This is a genomic window from Acetivibrio mesophilus (assembly GCF_004102745.1).
GTDB classification, from domain to species: Bacteria; Bacillota; Clostridia; order Acetivibrionales; family Acetivibrionaceae; genus Hungateiclostridium; species Hungateiclostridium mesophilum.
Genome location: NZ_RLII01000003.1, coordinates 103,662 through 121,081, shown reverse-complemented (window position 1 = coordinate 121,081; position 17,420 = coordinate 103,662). Strand labels below are relative to the sequence as shown.

The window sequence follows — 17,420 nt, the reverse complement described above, 5'->3', positions numbered from 1 at the left end:
GCTAATGGGAAAAGAGAAAAGCATAAACATACTTCGAAAGGAGACAGGCATTAAACCCGAAAATGTCGGTTATTTGTCTAATGCAATTGAAACTATTGACGGGCATTTATCAAACCTTATTGGAAGAAAGAGACTTCAAGCTGCGGCCTACATAATTTCAAAGGACAACAAAATATTTGCACATAACTCTATGGGAAAGCTACTATACAATGATGACAAAAAGGATTTTCAGCCGGACTCCATAAGGTTGATAGCATCAATAACAAAGGTATTTGTAGCGATTTCAATACTCCAACTGGTTGAGAAGGGGAAAATTCGTCTTGACCAGCCGGTTGCTGAAATAATCGAAGAGTTTAGAACTCCTGTGCATGAGAAAATCAATATATTTCATCTTTTGACTCATACATCGGGGATAAGGCCGGATCCCGGGGCATTTTTTGAACCCTATCCGCTGGATTGGCGTTGGTTTGACTCTAAAAATTGGATAAAAGATTCATTAAGAGATTTTTTATTGCTTGAACCTGGCGTAGAGTGGAGATATTCATCTACAGGTTTTACCATATTGTCGGAGATAATAACAAGAGCGTCGGGAGTGTATGCGGAAAAGTACATAATAGACAATGTAGTAAAGCCTCTGGGGATGAATAACACTTTTTTTGACGTTCCTGAAGAGCTTACTGACAGAGTTTGCTTTACAAGTGAAGAGGATATGCATTGGTTTGAAAAAGATAAAAAAAGGCCAAAATGGGCTGCGCCAAGAGGCTCAGGCGGTTTGTATTCTACTCTTGAAGATTTACAGAAGCTGGGCCAGATGCTGATTAATAAAGGTACGTTAAACGGCGTGAGGATTCTTTCTAGAAAAGCTGTAGAGAGCATGACCAGAAACCAGCTCAAAGGTGTTCGCAACTACTGCTGGAGTGCAGGAGGGGTAGAGATGGAGTACGGTCTTGGTATGAATGTTTACTCAAACAATACCTTCCTTTCACCGGGATCTTTCTCCCATGAGGGTGCAGGTCTTAGTGGTTTGTACATGGATCCGGTGGAAAACATGGTGTTTGCGTATATCTGTCCTTTGGAAGAGGATGTTGGCTGGGAGGCAGAAGCAGTTATTAACCTTCGGAATATTGTATGGTCCGGAATTATTTAGAAAGTAAAGAATAAAGTAAGAAGATGTAAAAACGTATATAAGCAATTCGCAATAAAGGCTGCCGGAAATCTTCCGGTAACCTTTTATTGATTATTACAGAATATAAAATTTGTCATTGTGAGGTTCCATAGGCTGACAGCTGGGGCCGGTAATTAGACCTGTATTTAAGGTGTTTCCAGTAGAAAGAAATACAGGAATGTCGGCTGGCTCAAAGCAACCCTTGATTGTAAAGGAGTAAAATCCGTTTACGTTTTCATTATTAAGGTCTTTCCATATTATGGTATTGGTAATACCGGAAAAACATGATGGACAGATTCCCAATTCAACAGTTCCAGTGCCGGTCGATGATATGACATGATGCTTGGGATCAGTGCAGAGAACCAGAACCCAGAGATTTATCTGGGGAAAAGGTTCTCCAATTTTTGTTATGCGGTAGACCCAGGTCTGAGTACTATCACCGGGATTTTCCACCTGACCTGAAAAGCTTATATTGTAGTTAGCCATGGTAACACTGTCGGGCATTAGAATCACCTCTTGCTTCAAAAACTGCCTTGAATATTCTAAAAAATTCTATTACAAGGCAGTTGCGTACTTGTATTGATGGGTTTACATAATATTCTATGTTACCAAGAGGCTTTGAGTTACAGATATTTGCTTGAAAAAACATTTTGCACTCGAAATAAATGTAAAATGTTTTTTGCAAAATATATAAATGAAAAAGTATTATGAATACAGGTCTTTCATTACATCTTCTATTGGAAGCGACTGAACTGACAAATCGTTTATTGTGCTGCTTTTATTTATATAATCAATAAACTTATTAAGCTCCAGTTTAGCGACGTCAAGCTCAAGCTCGACATTGTATTCGGATATTTTGTTTTTCACCAGTATCCCGGGCATTTCCAATGATGGCAATGGGCTGTGGGTGGATACTGATAACACCTTTTTATCTCCAAGGTGATTTTTCAGGGCATCGATGGAGTTGTCAAATACCGTTTGCCCATGATTGATAACTATAACCCTTTTGGCAAGGCGCTCCACATCATCAAGATCATGAGTGGTAAGAATAAAAGTCACGCCCTCTTTATTCATCTGAAGAATGAATTCCCGGATTCTATCCTTCGCAATAACATCAAGTCCTATTGTTGGTTCGTCGAGAAACACAATTTCGGGGTTGTGAAGCATTGCCATAATAAATTCGAATTTCATTCTTTCCCCAAGAGAAAGAAGCCTTGTAGGCTTTTTTATCAAATCCCCGACATCAAGGAGATCCACCATATAGTCCATAGTCTTTTTGAAGCTTTTATCGGGAATAGAGTATATAGCTTTGTTCAGATAAAAGGCATCAATGGGAGGTATGTCCCACAGAAGCTGTGATTTTTGCCCGAATACGGCACCAATATGAGCCACATACTTTTTCCTGTTCTTCCAAGGTATATAACCCATAATATCAACCTTGCCATCGGTAGGAAACAGTATTCCTGTTAATACCTTCAGTGTCGTTGATTTACCCGCACCGTTAGGTCCCAAAAAGCCCAGAAGTTCGCCCTTTTCTATGTTGAAGGAGATACCTTTTAGGGCTTCCACATATTTCGGCTTACGGACAAAGAGACTGTAAACAGCTTCTCTGAATGTGTTTCCCCGCTCATAAGTCTTATAGATTTTTGTAAGGTTTTCTACTTTTATAATCATAACATCAACCACCAGAACTAGTATATTTTTTTAGCGTTGTATTCCAGAACAGTAAGCTTGCAAATAAAAACATGAAACTAATGATCACTGCGTACAAAGTGTTTTCATACGGCTTTCCCAGTAAGGCCGATGCCGGGATAAATCCAAGCATAGCTACAGGAATTACTGAAGTAATGACTGTTTGGAGAGATTTTGAAAAAATTGAAGCAGGATACATACCGAAATTGGCTATTGAGGAGAAAATTTCATATACCCTGTAGTTGCCTATCCACACAATTCCCAAACCCGCAAGTATTAGTGCAAAGCCAAACATTACAACCAGTGATATAACAAATAAGCCAATAAAGGCAACCCATTCAGAAAGGCCCGGACGGGGCAAACGATAAAGAGCAATGCCTGTCAAAGCGAGACCTCCTATGAGCTTTCCCAAGTCCTCTGAATCAAACCCTGTTACAATAACCATCTGGAGTACTGATCTTGGCTTAATGAGGAGAAGGTCAAACGTTCCGTTCTGAACTCTATCTAATGTGTTCCACACAATACCGAAGAAGAAAGGGAAAGAAATACCTTTAGACAAAAGGAATACTCCCTGAATAAGCAATACTTCATACATGCTCCAACCGGGAAGCGAGGCTTCGTTGTTATATATCAAATATGTTAGAAGTGGCCCAAAAAATTCTGATATGAGCATGATAAAGGCGCTGATAATGAAGTCGGCGCGATATGCCATTCTAACTGCCAAGCCAGTTTTTATCCCCTGCAAATGCATTTTTATAGCCGATATCATGCACCCACCCCCGTAAATCTTTTAATACCAAGGAACCATAAAAGCTTATATACTAAAAACATGACTATTACAGCCCCTGCCTGCATCCCAACAACATAGGGAATAGGAAGACTTATACCGGCCAGCTCGTATGAGCCGATGAAAACCCTTGTAGGCACGTATGTGATGAATTGAAACGGAAGAAAAAACAGTATTTTTTGCATAAAGCCCGGAAACAGCGTGAGGGGAACCAGAACGCCCGCACAAAGATCCCTCAAGAGGATAAAAGCTCTTCGCAGTCCTTCTGTCTTTGTGAGCCAGAAACCGGTTATACCTATGCAATAATTCATTAAAAACATTAAAATAAACCCTAAGGTAATAGAAATTAGCGCCCAAAACAGGTCGGCCGGTACAAGGTTTATTTTAAATACAAGTAGGAATAAAAGATAAACCGGTATAAACTCAACCCATAATGCCAGAAGCCTATGGCCTAGTTTCTGACAAAAAGCATAATAGCAGTGGGAAACGGGACGAAGCATAAAAGTAATGAATTTTCCCGTTTGTATCAGCATTTGAAGATTCCAGTCTGCAGAATCATAAGTCAAATAGTTTATAATTGTAACAACTCCATAGTATGTAATTATTTGATTCAAGGTAAGTCCTGATACCGTATTACCGGTGGAATAAACGGCATTCCAGATAAATACTTGCACAAGGAAAGTTACAGGTCCTACAAAAATAGAGATAGCCATGTGGCTTCTATAGGCTGCCCATTCCTTGTATGTAGCCAGTACAGTAGCTTTTAAAATATCAATCTGCCTATATATAATATTTTTAGGTTTATTCTTGTGAACAATCATACTAAGCCACCCTATAATTTAGAATATAAAAATTATATTAATTTAGATAGTTTATGTCAATATTGCAACCAACATAGGGCACTGCTAACTCATGGATGTTATCTCCAACCAAGAATTTGGAAAAGAATTTATTAAAATATGCTATTGCAGCATATGTAGTATACGGCAAGAAGTATTATGCAGTTGAATACACCACTTAGAGCCTTTACCTATGATAGTCATCAAGAAGAGACCAATAAACTAGATTATCTTTTTTTGGAATACATCCATAGAAAAGAGTATAACATTTTGTAAAAATGTGTGTCAAATATAGTTTTTGTGTCCAGTCATTAATACATAAGTTGACAAAGAATACAACATATCATATTATTTTTGTTGAAGTGTTATATGAAATGAAATAAATTGGTTAATAGTGTTAGAAGATGGCGATGATTAGAAGCAAGTCAATAATATGAATTTGGGTATTGAAAATTGAAATCAAAATACTGCAATACAACTTTACGGAGGTGCTTAATAAAAATGTATGTTAAGGTTATAAATTCATGAAAGATCTTTTTTAGGAATAGTTTTAGATATCCAATCAGTTTGCCAGATATACTAAAAAAGTATTGGATTATGAGCGAATGGTTTTAATTTTGCGACAACAAACAAAACTAAAATGTGTTCAACTTTGCTGAACGCGAACTTTTTTATCAATAATTACTTCATTTACTGTTGATTGGTTTGATTTTGACTATGGTACCTATAAAACTATAGATAGGGATGTAAACTATCTTAATAATATATTGTTTGGTAAATCTGTTTCTACTAAATAATCTTTATGTTCTGGTAGCAAAGGATTGGCTGGAGATGATATTCATGCGTTAGCCGTGAATAGATTTGAGGATAATATTTCTGTTTTTTTGAAAAAATGATATAATAGATTATATAACTCTGTGCTAAGTTGTCGTAGAAAGGATATACAAAGGATGAACCGTTATAAAAGGATGGCTTTAAAAGCTTTGTCTTATTGCGGCAATAACCTGAAAAAGAACTACAAAATTTACCGCAAATTCACTAATGCAGTGAGAGTTTGCACCAGACACGGATGCAAGGTAACGGACCGTGAAGTTGTTGCGGGTGGCAGAAAGGTTCCAGTGCGTTTTTTTTATCCCAAAAGAAAGCCAACTTCCGGTATTCTGATTTTTTTTCATGGTGGAGGGTGGGTGACCGGAAATATTGATTCATACACCCATGTTTGCTCCAACATGGCAAATCAAACAAAGAATACCGTTATTTCTGTAGATTATCGTTTAGCTCCTGAGCACCCCTTTCCTGCAGGATTTGAGGATTGCTACAATACAACAAGGGAGTTCTTTAAAAACCTTAATTTATTGAATTGCAAAGCAGAAGATATCACCTTGATTGGTGACAGTGCAGGAGGAAATCTGGCTGCTGCAGTTTCATTGATGGCAAGAGACCGGGGAGAGTTTTTGCCCAAAAGACAAATATTGATATATCCGTCTACGTATAACGATCACTCGGAAGCTTCTCCTTTTCCTTCAATAAGGGAGAATGGAACGGGGTATTTATTGACTTCTGAAAAAATTCGGAATTATATGGATATGTACGCTCCCAATAAAGAGGATAAACTTAGCCCTTATCTTGCACCCTTATTGGCGCAAGATTTGTCAAAACAGCCGGATACTTTGATTATCACTGCTGAATTTGACCCTTTAAGAGATGAGGGTGAGGCATACGGGATGCGATTGAAAGAGTATGGAAACAATGTAAAGCTGTATCGGATGAATGATGCAGTCCATGGATTCTTTTCCTTGCCATGGAAATCTCAATATGTAATCAGAAGTTTTCAGATTATTAATTGGTTTTTAAGCAGCTACAATGGGCAAAGTGAGGAATTGATATGAATCATTCAAAAAGAGTAGAATGGAGCAGACTGGATAATGCCTCTAAATATTTTGCGGCAACATACAGCGAGAAAGATGAAAAGGTATTTAGGCTTTCATGTGAATTTTTTGAAGAGGTGGATCCGGAAATTTTACAACAGGCGCTGGATGAAACGATTGAAAGATTTCCGTATTATAGATCTGTTTTGAGAAGAGGAATATTTTGGTATTATCTTGAAAATAGCGATATTCATCCTTTGGTTGAAAAGGAGGATAAACCGGTCTGCGCACCGATTTACAGAAAATACGAAAGAAAATTGCTATTTCGAGTTTTATATTATAACAAAAGAATCAGTATTGAAGTGTTTCATGCCCTTTCCGACGGGACAGGAGCCCTCAGGTTTATGATGACACTGGTCTACTATTATTTGTTAATTAAATATAGGGATGAGTTTTCAGACCAAATACCGGAGTTAAGTTACAATGCTTCCATCAGTGAAAAAAAGGATGATAGTTTCAACCGGTATTATCAGGGCCGGCATTTTAAAAAGCAAGTAAAGAGCAAGAAAGAAAAAAAGAAGTCTAAAAAAGTGTATCGTCTGAAAGGAACCAGATTTGAAGAAAACAGAGTAAAGATAATAGAAGGTACAATGTCTGCGAAAGCTGTCTTGGATGAAGCACATAAATATAACACAACGATGACCGTATTTTTATCGGCGATATTGCTTCGCTCAATTTATATGGATATGCCGGTACGCAAGAAAGACTATTCCTTGGTGTTATCAGTGCCTATTAATCTTCGGCAGTATTTTAAGTCGGAAACAGCAAGTAATTTTTTCAGTACAATGAATATTGAATACAATTTCGGTAAAGGCAGTATGGATCTTAGTGAAGTAATCGAGAGCTTAAATGAAAGCTTTCGGAAAGAACTGACAGAAGAAAGGCTGAACGAGCACCTTAACTGGCAGATGTCCATTGAAAAAAATCTTTTTGCCAGGGTGTTGCCTTTACCATTGAAAAATCTCTTTGTCCGTATTGCAGATGAAGTGGTAGAGAGAAGAACTACTGCATGTATATCCAATTTGGGAAGGATTCAAATGCCATCCCAGTTTGACGGGTATATACGTCAATTCATTGTTGTGCCCAACGTTAGAAGACCCCAATTGGCGGTGTGCTCATATGGGGATAAAATGGTGGTAACTTTTGGTTCTCCATTTGAGGAAACCGAGGTTCTAAAGAATTTTTTCAAATCCCTTTCGGAAATGGGAATTAAAATTGAAATTTCGTCAAATATGTAGGAGTTGAAAAGAATGATGTACTGCAATTACTGCAAGGTTTATATACGAGACAAAAAAGAAAAATGCCCTTTGTGCGGGAATGTTCTTCCGGATAATGGCAATATCGAAGAGGCAGAGGATATTTATCCTGTAATCCCTCTTACATATCGAAGACATATACTTGTCCGAATTTTGGTTTTTATCTCCGTTGTTGCAATTGTGGCAAGTTACCTTGTTTATAAGATATTTCCCACCAGTGTAAATTGGCCCGGTTTTGTTTTATTGGGCTTGATAAGCGCTTGGCTGAGTCTTGTTTATGTATTGCGAAAAAGGCATAATATTACAAAGACTATTACGTGGCAGGTGATAATTGTATCTGGACTTGTAATATTCTGGGACTTGAAGATAGGCTGGAAGGGTTGGTCATTGGATTATGTCGTTCCTTTTTTGTGTATTGCAGCAATGATTGTTATGTATATAACAGCGAAGGTGCTAAGGCTTAGTGCCAGAGATTATATTTCATACTTTTTGCTGGGGGGGCTGTTTGGTATTGTTCCGATTTTGTTTATTTTGCTTGATCTTGTCAAGGTGACATACCCCTCTATGATTTCGGTGGGTGGAAGTATTGTATTTTTGTCTGCCATAATAATTTTCCAGGGAAACAATATAAAGGAAGAGTTGCGCAAAAGGATGCATATATGAGAGGAAGTCAGTTTTATATAAAAGGGTGTACAGGAAGTATTTTTTTGCTATAATTATTGCTGTAATATCTTCAAGAATTTCAAAGTAATTGGTTTGTATTTCTGTTATGAATACTTCTTATTTTATAGGGCGGTTAAAATTTAAAAAAGAGGTGACGGGTAGATGAGCAGTACCATTAATAGGTTAATAGATAATATTGAGAAGATTATTATTGGTAAGAGATCAGTTATTGAGCATCTTCTGGTTGCGGTATTAAGCGATGGTCATGTATTGATAGAGGACGTGCCAGGCGTGGGGAAGACGCAGCTGGTTGCAACTCTTGCCCGTTCGGTAAACGGTAAATTTAACAGGGTTCAGTTTACTCCCGATGTAATGCCTTCCGATATAATGGGTTTTTCGATGTTTAATCCCGGTACTAGGCAGTTTGAATACCGGGAGGGGGCAGCAATGTGCAACTTCCTATTGGCAGATGAAATCAACAGAACTTCACCGAAAACCCAGTCCAGTCTCCTTGAAATAATGGAGGAGTTTCAGGTAACAGTAGACGGAAAGACATATAAGCTTCCCAATCCTTTTATGGTTCTGGCTACGCAAAATCCCATAGAAAGCTTTGGAACCTACCCTTTGCCAGAAGCTCAGATGGATAGATTCTTTTTGAAACTTACTATAGGTTATCCCAATAGAAGTGAAGAGAAATTAATTATTGACAGGTTCGGAAGTGAAAATCCGCTAAATCGGCTTGAGCATGTTACCACTACCCAGGAGCTTATTGAGCTTAAGGAGAGGGTAAAGGAAGTAAGGGTGGAGGACTGCCTTAAAGAATACATAATTAATATAGTTGATATGACCCGAAAAGACAATAATGTGGTGTTGGGATGTAGTCCCCGGGGAAGCCTGAATCTGTACAAAGCTTCAAAAGCTTGGGCGTTTATAAAGGGAAGGGACTATGTCCTCCCGGATGATATACAGAAGATGGCTGTTCCGGTATTGTCCCATAGAATCATAATAAACCAAGGGGCAAAGATGAAGAACATAAAGGCATCGGATATTATAAGTGATATTATTCAGAAAACAGAGGTTCCCTTTGTGTGATTTAATTATAATAGCATAGAAGGAAGTGTCTGATGAGCTATATAGTGTATCTTTTTATGTTAATAGGTATGTTCTTATATACATATATATTTGGGGATGAAACCAGTATGTTGATGCTTTACATGCTGATTTTTTCGCCCATTTTGTCCTTGATTCTTTCTATTGTATCGCTAAGGAGCCTGGAGATTTCAATTGATGAAAAGGTCCATGCATCGCAGGTGGAAAAGGGTGGTGTTGTGGGAATAAGCCTATTTCTTCGAAACAAATCCTTGATTCCGATATCCCTTATCGATATATCGTTTATTGTTCCGGAAAATCTGTTTCCTCTGGACAATCCAAACCCTATAGTATCGTTGGGGCCGTATAAAACCCAAATAATCAACTTGGAGTACAGGGCAAAGTATAGAGGAATAGCTGAAATTGGAGTTAAGGATATTAAAATAAGAGATTTTCTAGGTTTTTTTCGCTTTTCTGTTTCGAAGAGGCAGAATAAGGTGGAAGGAGCTAGAGAGATAACAGTATTAAATAAAATTTCTCAGCTTAAGATGAACAGCGCTTTTTTGCTTGATTCGGCACAGTTTGCAAACGAAGATGAGGGTACGGCGCTGAGCGATTTTAATTTTCTAAACTGTCTAAATGGAGAACCCGGATATGAATTTCGTGAGTACCAACCCGGAGATCCCCTGCATAAGGTTCACTGGAAGCTTTCTGCAAAAACGGATGTGTTTATGGTGAGAAAGGACGAGGGGCGGGGTATTCCGAGAAAGAAGCTGATACTTGACCCTGTTGTCATAAAGGGGGCAAAACAAAAGGCAGAAAGTGCTGGCGAGAGGGAGGACAAGATTTTGGATGCCCTTATATCTGTTGCCGATATGTTGATAAAAGCCGGAAGAGACGTAGAAGTGTGGCTTTTGGAACATGGGGAGTGGATGAGCTATTTGATTAAGGATAGAGAGCAAATTGTTAGGATGCAGCATCGACTTGCAGCATATAAATTTCTACCTTCGAAGGAGCGACTTAGCAAGGAACGTCTTCCTACCTCGATCATTACCATGCACAGCGGCAACGGCAGGATTTTTGCCGGAGGGGATGCCATAGTGTTTACTGCTTCATTTGACAATGAGCTCTCAGAGATAATGAAGGGAATGCAGGAGCTAAAAATGACAGTGGATTTGGTTGCAATCAAGCATGCCGGGAATATTATTAAGTCCGCAGGATGGGAGAAAGAGCAGCCGAGAGCAGCTAAAATGAACCAGTGGATAATTGGGCTTGGGGACGAGATTTCAGAGGTCTTGGTATAGACTGTATATCAAAGGCCAAGAAGCATTGGACAATTAAGGGGGTAAAATAATGGATAGTACACACAGCCTAAGAAGGCAGATACTACCAATAGCGATATCCGTGGCTTTAATAAACTGGACATCAAGATCAATGTTTGGCTTGTTTGATATAAGAATTCTGATTATGGCAATTGCTTTTACCTGTGTGATTTTTGCAGCCTACAACTTTGCACAAAAGCACAGCAGAATAAAAATATTGTTGTTTTTTGCATTTTCCTTTTTGTATTTGCTTATATGCCAGATTGTCATAACCATGGGAGACAAGGAGCTTCTTGTTTTTCTGTTTGTTGTTTACGGTTATGCCTCGGCAATTTACTATTTCACAATAATTCGCTATCGAGTGGCAGTGGTCTTTCTGACAGGTCTTATTCCTTTTTTAATACATACAGCTAAAACGGCAAAAGGAATAACAATACATTTTGCAATATATATTATACTTTTCTTTTTGTTGTATTTTGAGCGCACAAGAAAGAAAAGAGCGGAAGTAGTGGCTCATAATGCCCCAATCAATCGCTGGTACTATTTCTCAATGGTGATTTTCCTTTCAATTGTATTTTTTGTTTCACTGGTTGCCCCAAAGCCGAATGTTATCCCAAGGCTTGCTTATGTAAATGCAGTAATAGAACAGGCTGTACAGCCTCTAGTCGGAACGGCAGCACAGCAGAACTTGTTCCAGGGTATAAACAACAACCTCTTTAATCCTTTGAGTCTCAAAACACAGAGCCAGTTGGACTCTCTGAGTGCTCCGCTAAGCGACAGGATACTTTTTGAAGTTGAGGCGCAAGAGCCACTGTATTTGAGAATTCAGAGCTGGGACAAATATGAGAATAATATATGGAAGGTTGGAGATAAAGAGTTACAGGAATATAAGCCTATCCAAAATTACTACAATGACGGGATTAAGTACAGTGTGTTTGTAGAGTTGGTGAAGAAGGCAAGGCAAGAAGGAATTGTACTGTCATCACTTCCGGAATCCTCCCAAATTTGGAATTATACTTCAACTTCCCAAGCCAAAAGAAAAGCAACTATAATAAATGTAAACAATTTTTCAACAAGATTAATTCCTGTACCTATAGGAGCAATTGATGTTTATTCGGAATATGACAATTCCGAAAGTATAACTATGAACAAATCGGGAAGCTGCAATATCGGAGAGAGGGGTACGCCAAGCCCATGGAGAAGCTATGATGTAGAATACATGACCCAGAGGATAGGTAAGAATTCCTTTGAGCACAAGCTTATAGAAGTTCTGGATAGAACGAGGGCGGAGTCTTTACTGAACATGGATTCATATAAAAAGGCTACTGGTGAGCCCTTTGAAATAAGCTATAACGATTTGAATGTGTTATACGGTGCGTCAGAAGATTTGAAGAGTGTGTATGAGAATTATACCCAGCTGCCCCAGAAAATATCCGACAGGATTTATAACCTGGCCCAAAGAATAACAGAGGGAAAAGAAAGCCACTATGATAAGGCGCTGGCTATTGAGCAGTATTTTCATAATTCGAACTATGTATATGATTTGAATCCACCGCGTATACCGACCGACGCTGAGGCAGTAGACTATTTCGTTTTTGAGAGCAGAAAAGGTTTTTGCATTCACTATGCGTCAGCCATGGTGGTACTGGCCAGAGCATGCGGTTTGCCGGCGAGATATTCTGAAGGATATGTGGCGGATGAATTTGACAGTAATACCGGACGATTTATTGTCAGGGATAAGGATGCCCATGCTTTTCCTGAGGTTTATATACCTGGATACGGGTGGATGGTCTTTGAACCTACTGTGAGTGTTACGGAACAAGATGCTCTGAGTGTATTTTTCGGCAAAGTCCAATCCGCATTGATAGCTTTTGGAGAAGCATTTATAAATATTATTGAAATCGTGCCGATTTGGGTTAGGATATTGTCTATACCGTTTTTCCTTTTTACACTGATGTTTTGGATAGCCCTTATACGAAAAGTATATATTCACTTATGGAAGAAGAAGATGCAAAAACTTGACGCGAATAAGGCGGTCGGTAGAATTCTCTCGAAGATAATAAAATTATTCAGTGTTGTAAAACTCAATAGGGATCTGCATGAGACTCCTTTGCAGTATGGAAAGAGGATTTATGAGGAAAGTGGAATAGCTGTTTTGGACTTCATTGAGATATTTAATAAATCAAAATATGCCCAAATAGAGCCGTCGGCTGAGGATGTTAAGCTAGGAATCGCTCTTTATAGGGATGTTGTGGTTTATATAAAGGGCCGTTTGAAATGGTTTAATCTTCTCAAGTATTTCTGGTTTGTATAGAATTTCACAAAATGCAGAAAAGTAAATTCTATTCAATAAAAATAAGACTTGTATAATGTGATAAAATGGAGTAAAATATTGGTGTAGTATGTTCTTAAGTTTAAATATTCGTTTTTTCACTTCATAACAGCGCCTTGGTTTATACTCTTTTCAATAGCCTTTGTGAATTTAGTTGTGTATTGCATTTTAATAAGTTTATTCGCTAAGGGAGGTTTTATATGATTATCTTTGGATGGGGATTTCGGACATCAAAAAATTATGGTCCGGTCCGGAAAATTCAATGCAATAACTGCAATAATGAAAGTAGCTGGTATTTGCAGAAAACAACCACTTGGTTTACACTGTTTTTTGTACCAGTAATACCCTATAAAATCAATTATCTTTTGATATGCCCGGTGTGTAGAGCTTATTTGGAGCTTCAAAAGGAGGAATTTGAACAACTCCGGGAGATGATAGGGAATTTAGGAGAAAAAAATAAATCAGCGGATGCTTCTGCACGTATGAATAGCATTGTGAATGGGGCAGGCGGTGTAATAAGGACAGAGACTCAGCTGAATTTTATCAGGGATATGCAAGAGTTTGAAAGAGAAAAGGAAAAAAGAAATGAATTGACTTAAAAAACTCAATTAAAATAAAAGTTTGACTGATACAAAGAAAAATGGTAGAATTATGATACCGAAAGCTTAAAGTTATTGCTCTCACTCCATGGATTTTATCTGGTGGGTGGGGGCTGTTTTTATTGTATATGCAAAATAAAAAACTGTCGCAGAACCAATTCTTTTAATCAGTTCTACAACAGTTTCATGTCGCAAAATTATCTAAATTTGTACCATTCGGCTTGAGCTACAGTCGCAAGTTGACCGACAATAGCGGCTCCAATCAAGAATGCAAAAACTAATTTTGCTTTTAAATTTTTCACAAATATCCCCCTCGAAAAAAGAAATTTCTCTCATTTAATAAAACAAAACTATCTCTCATTTTCTCTCATTTTAAATATTTCTTCAAATTTCTCTCTACAAATCTTTCTATAAATTTTTTTCTCTAAATATCTTTATGAACTTCTTTCTCTAAATTTTTCTCTAACTTCTTCAGAATTATATTTGTGTACGTACACAAAAGTAAAACTGTTCAGTGGTCACGGTCCTCGCCAATCCATCCTCTGAAGAAAATGGATTGGCAAGCTCGTTAAGGACTCCCCTATAAATATTATCTTTTCTTATAAAACTCCCCAAAATACATGGACTTGCCTTTGCGATTCGCACCGGTTCACTTCCTTAGATGAACCGACTTTAGAAAAATAAAACAAAAAACTAACTAATAAAAATAATATAATAGTAAGATCTTACTTATTGAAAACAATTGAAAAAGCAATTAAAACACGGGTCAATGAATCTTCTCTTTAATCTCTTAGATACTACTTTCTAAACTTCCTCCCCATGTCATAATTATACAACACCTTATCCACATAAATGAATATAATAAACTTATTATTTTATAATAAAATATTAAGATGTCAAATAGGCAATAATATAGATTAAGCAATAAATATTCTATATTGCTGTGCTAAATGCTATTATTTAATGCAATTAATAAAAATAAGAAACAGGAGATGATATATAAATGGATGCAACCAGAGCACAACAAATTATTGAGTCGGATCAGGTCATTGAGGTACTTCATCAAGGCTCACCGGTATGGATCGAAAAGGTAATGAACAATAACATGGCTCATGTTTCCTTCATTCAGACAAAGGAGGAAAAGGAAGTACCTGTATATATGTTGGTGGAAAAGGAATTACCAAAAAATAGTTATTAAGCTTTTGCGAAAATCAAATCATCTTTATCGGATTATTAATCTCCCCCTGAAAAATTTTTGTTGACATTGTTTTGATATAGTATTATAATGATAATAACAAATAAATAATAACACTGGGTAATATTTCATAATAATTATAATACCAATACTAATCATAATACCAACAAAAAGAGGGGGATTTTTTATGAAAATTGTGGAAAAGAATGAATTTATACAAAAAAGCAATGATACTCTACTATCAATTTTGGATATGCTTGAAAAGCTGCCTGTTGTAAGGTTTGGTGAAATTGAGGCCGATAAAGCTGCTTTGATTATTATCGATATGACAAACGGTTTTGCAAAAGAAGGGGCTCTAAAAAGCGATGCTGTCGAAGAGCTTATACCCAAAGTATGTGAACTCAGTGCAATTTGTGATAAGCTTAAAATCCGAAAAATTGCTTTTGCAGATTGCCATACCGATGAATCACCGGAGTTTGATGCATACCCTAAGCATTGCCTTAAGGGGACGGCGGAAAGTGAGATAGTGGATGAAATAAAAAATATCGGAGGGTATACTCTCATTGAAAAAAATTCTACCAATGGATTCCTTGAAGAAGCTTTCAGAAACTGGCTTTCGGAAAATCCTGATATCAATACCTTTATATTGACTGGGGATTGTACGGATATCTGCGTACAGCAGTTTGCGACTACGCTTAGAGCATACTATAATAAGAATAACAAAAGAGCAAGAGTTATTGTTCCGTTAAATGCAGTTGATACCTATGACTTGGGTCAGCATGACAGAAACTTGATGAATGTTATGGCAGCGTATAATATGATAATCAATGGGGTCGAGGTTGTAGAAGATATTATTGAATAGGGGGCTTAATAATGAGAAAAATTAATTGGAACCAGAGCGAGAAACTTAGTATGCTCACTGACTTTTATGAGATTACAATGTCAAATGGTTATTTTGAAAACGGATTAAAGGACAAAATTGCCTACTTTGACATGTTCTTCAGAAAAGTGCCTGAGAATGGTGGGTTTGCCATAATGGCTGGATTGGCTCAGGTTATTGAATATATAAACAACCTTAAGTTTGAGGACGACGATATTGAGTTTTTAAGAAGCAAGGGTATCTTTAGCGAAGATTTTTTAAAGTACCTCAAAGAGTTTGAATTCAGTTGCGATATATGGGCAATACCCGAGGGGACTCCGATTTTCCCCAATGAGCCTATTATAACAGTAAGAGGACCGGTTATACAGGCACAGTTTATAGAAACAATGATTCTGCTTACGGTTAATCATCAGAGTCTTATAGCCACAAAAGCCAACAGAATTGTCAGGGCGTCGCAGGGAAGACCGGTTCTTGAATTCGGTACCAGAAGAGCTCAAGGGTATGATGGAGCTGTGTTGGGAGCAAGGGCAGCATATATTGGTGGATGTATCGGGACGGCATGTACTATTGCAGATAAGGATTTTGGAGTCCCAGCATCGGGAACAATGGCCCACAGTTGGATTCAGCTATTTCCTTCGGAGCTTGAGGCTTTCAGAGCCTATGCCAGGGTATATCCTGACAGTTGCACTCTTCTTGTGGACACATATAATGTATTAAAATCCGGAGTACCAAATGCCATCAAGGTATTTAATGAAGAGGTTGTACCAAGAGGATTCAGACCTAAGGGCATCAGAATTGATTCGGGAGATATTGCATATCTTTCAAAGGAAGCAAGAAAGATGCTTGATGAGGCAGGATTTACTGATTGTAAAATTGTTGCATCAAATTCTCTTGATGAATATATAATCAGAGATATATTGCAGCAGGGGGCTCAGGTTGACATTTTCGGTGTAGGCGAAAGACTGATAACATCTAGAACCGAACCTGTTTTCGGAGGTGTGTATAAGCTTGTGGCAGTTGAAGAAAATGGAACTATAGTACCGAAAATTAAAATGAGCGAAAACGTAGTAAAGATAACCAACCCTGGATATAAAAAGGTGTATAGATTGTTTGAAAGGGCAAATAACAAAGCTATAGCGGATGTTCTGGTAAATGCAGATGAAGTCATTGATGATAGCAAGCCCTATGAGATATTTGATCCGGAGCATACATGGAAGAGAAAGACTTTGACAGATTTCTATGCAAAGGAGCTTCAGGTTCAGATTTTTGATAAGGGACGATGTGTATATGAAGCACCGGAAGTAAACGAAATTAGGGATTACTGCATGGAACAGATTAATACCCTCTGGGATGAAGTGCTTAGATTTGAAAACCCTCACAAATATTATGTAGACTTAAGTGAAGATTTGTGGAATGTCAAGAATAGGCTGCTTAAGCAACATACTATATCTATGTGAAAAAACACAAAAATTATTGAGATTTTTTATATATATTTTTTTGATGATTTAAGAAGGAAATTGAACTGTCAGGTCGTATAATAATACTATAGAAAATTTTTCTAACACCTTTATGATAAAAACAACTCATAAATTGCATTTTGCATTTGACCGACCGTAATTGTTTTCATCATAGGTATTCATCTTGGCAGTTCAAATATTTATTGCTTTTACAAT

General features: G+C 37.5%; 15 protein-coding genes. 11 read left to right on the top strand and 4 right to left on the bottom strand.

Going from position 1 to position 17,420, the window contains the following annotated elements; genetic code table 11:
- The first annotated feature begins 4 nt into the window (after positions 1–4).
- Positions 5–1,147 carry a serine hydrolase domain-containing protein gene (locus EFD62_RS04245; protein ID WP_069193359.1) on the top strand — a complete coding sequence of 381 codons (1,143 nt, stop codon included), beginning with the start codon at positions 5–7 and terminating at the stop codon, positions 1,145–1,147.
- Between the two features lie 93 nt (positions 1,148–1,240).
- Here EFD62_RS04245 and EFD62_RS04240 read toward each other — a convergent pair whose 3' ends face one another.
- The 4 genes from EFD62_RS04240 to EFD62_RS04225 all read right to left on the bottom strand — a co-directional run bounded on the left by EFD62_RS04240 (position 1,241) and on the right by EFD62_RS04225 (position 4,465).
- On the bottom strand, positions 1,241–1,669 hold the full coding sequence (locus EFD62_RS04240; RefSeq protein WP_128705790.1) for a hypothetical protein: 429 nt from the start codon (positions 1,667–1,669) through the stop codon (positions 1,241–1,243).
- Positions 1,670–1,870: 201 nt separating this feature from the next.
- A complete protein-coding gene (locus tag EFD62_RS04235; protein WP_128705789.1) occupies positions 1,871–2,839 on the bottom strand; it encodes an ABC transporter ATP-binding protein in 969 nt (322 codons plus the stop codon).
- A 4-nt stretch (positions 2,840–2,843) separates the two neighbouring features.
- Positions 2,844–3,626: an ABC transporter permease gene (locus EFD62_RS04230; protein ID WP_128705788.1), complete on the bottom strand. Its 783-nt coding sequence runs from the start codon at positions 3,624–3,626 to the stop codon at positions 2,844–2,846.
- A complete protein-coding gene (locus EFD62_RS04225; protein ID WP_128705787.1) occupies positions 3,623–4,465 on the bottom strand; it encodes an ABC transporter permease in 843 nt (280 codons plus the stop codon). Before EFD62_RS04225 ends, EFD62_RS04230 begins: the two co-directional genes overlap by 4 nt.
- Positions 4,466–5,433: 968 nt before the next feature.
- Here EFD62_RS04225 and EFD62_RS04220 point away from each other — a divergent pair.
- The 10 genes from EFD62_RS04220 (at position 5,434) to EFD62_RS04175 (ending at position 17,204) form a co-directional block, all read left to right on the top strand.
- Complete coding sequence (locus tag EFD62_RS04220) at positions 5,434–6,372, top strand: alpha/beta hydrolase (RefSeq protein ID WP_069193364.1); 939 nt, start codon at positions 5,434–5,436, stop codon at positions 6,370–6,372.
- Complete coding sequence (locus EFD62_RS04215) at positions 6,369–7,649, top strand: hypothetical protein (RefSeq protein WP_069193365.1); 1,281 nt, start codon at positions 6,369–6,371, stop codon at positions 7,647–7,649. The genes EFD62_RS04220 and EFD62_RS04215 overlap by 4 nt, the downstream gene beginning before the upstream one ends.
- A 12-nt stretch (positions 7,650–7,661) precedes the next feature.
- Positions 7,662–8,330, top strand: a complete 669-nt coding sequence (locus EFD62_RS04210) for a DUF6320 domain-containing protein (RefSeq protein WP_069193366.1) — start codon at positions 7,662–7,664, stop codon at positions 8,328–8,330.
- Between the two features lie 162 nt (positions 8,331–8,492).
- Entirely contained in the window at positions 8,493–9,422 is a 930-nt protein-coding gene (locus EFD62_RS04205; RefSeq protein WP_069193367.1) for an AAA family ATPase, read from the top strand.
- Between the two features lie 32 nt (positions 9,423–9,454).
- Positions 9,455–10,723, top strand: a complete 1,269-nt coding sequence (locus EFD62_RS04200; protein WP_069193368.1) for a DUF58 domain-containing protein — start codon at positions 9,455–9,457, stop codon at positions 10,721–10,723.
- Positions 10,724–10,772: 49 nt separating this feature from the next.
- Positions 10,773–13,055 (top strand): transglutaminase-like domain-containing protein, encoded by a 2,283-nt coding sequence (locus EFD62_RS04195; protein WP_069193369.1) that lies wholly within the window; start codon positions 10,773–10,775, stop codon positions 13,053–13,055.
- Between the two features lie 218 nt (positions 13,056–13,273).
- On the top strand, positions 13,274–13,672 hold the full coding sequence (locus EFD62_RS04190) for a zinc-ribbon domain-containing protein (RefSeq protein ID WP_069193370.1): 399 nt from the start codon (positions 13,274–13,276) through the stop codon (positions 13,670–13,672).
- A gap of 1,003 nt (positions 13,673–14,675) precedes the next feature.
- Positions 14,676–14,870, top strand: coding sequence for an H-type small acid-soluble spore protein (locus EFD62_RS04185; RefSeq protein ID WP_069193371.1), 195 nt, complete (start codon positions 14,676–14,678; stop codon positions 14,868–14,870).
- A 184-nt stretch (positions 14,871–15,054) separates the two neighbouring features.
- Positions 15,055–15,729: a cysteine hydrolase family protein gene (locus EFD62_RS04180; RefSeq protein ID WP_069193372.1), complete on the top strand. Its 675-nt coding sequence runs from the start codon at positions 15,055–15,057 to the stop codon at positions 15,727–15,729.
- Positions 15,730–15,740: 11 nt separating this feature from the next.
- A complete protein-coding gene (locus EFD62_RS04175) occupies positions 15,741–17,204 on the top strand; it encodes a nicotinate phosphoribosyltransferase (RefSeq protein ID WP_069193373.1) in 1,464 nt (487 codons plus the stop codon).
- The last annotated feature ends 216 nt before the right edge of the window (positions 17,205–17,420 follow it).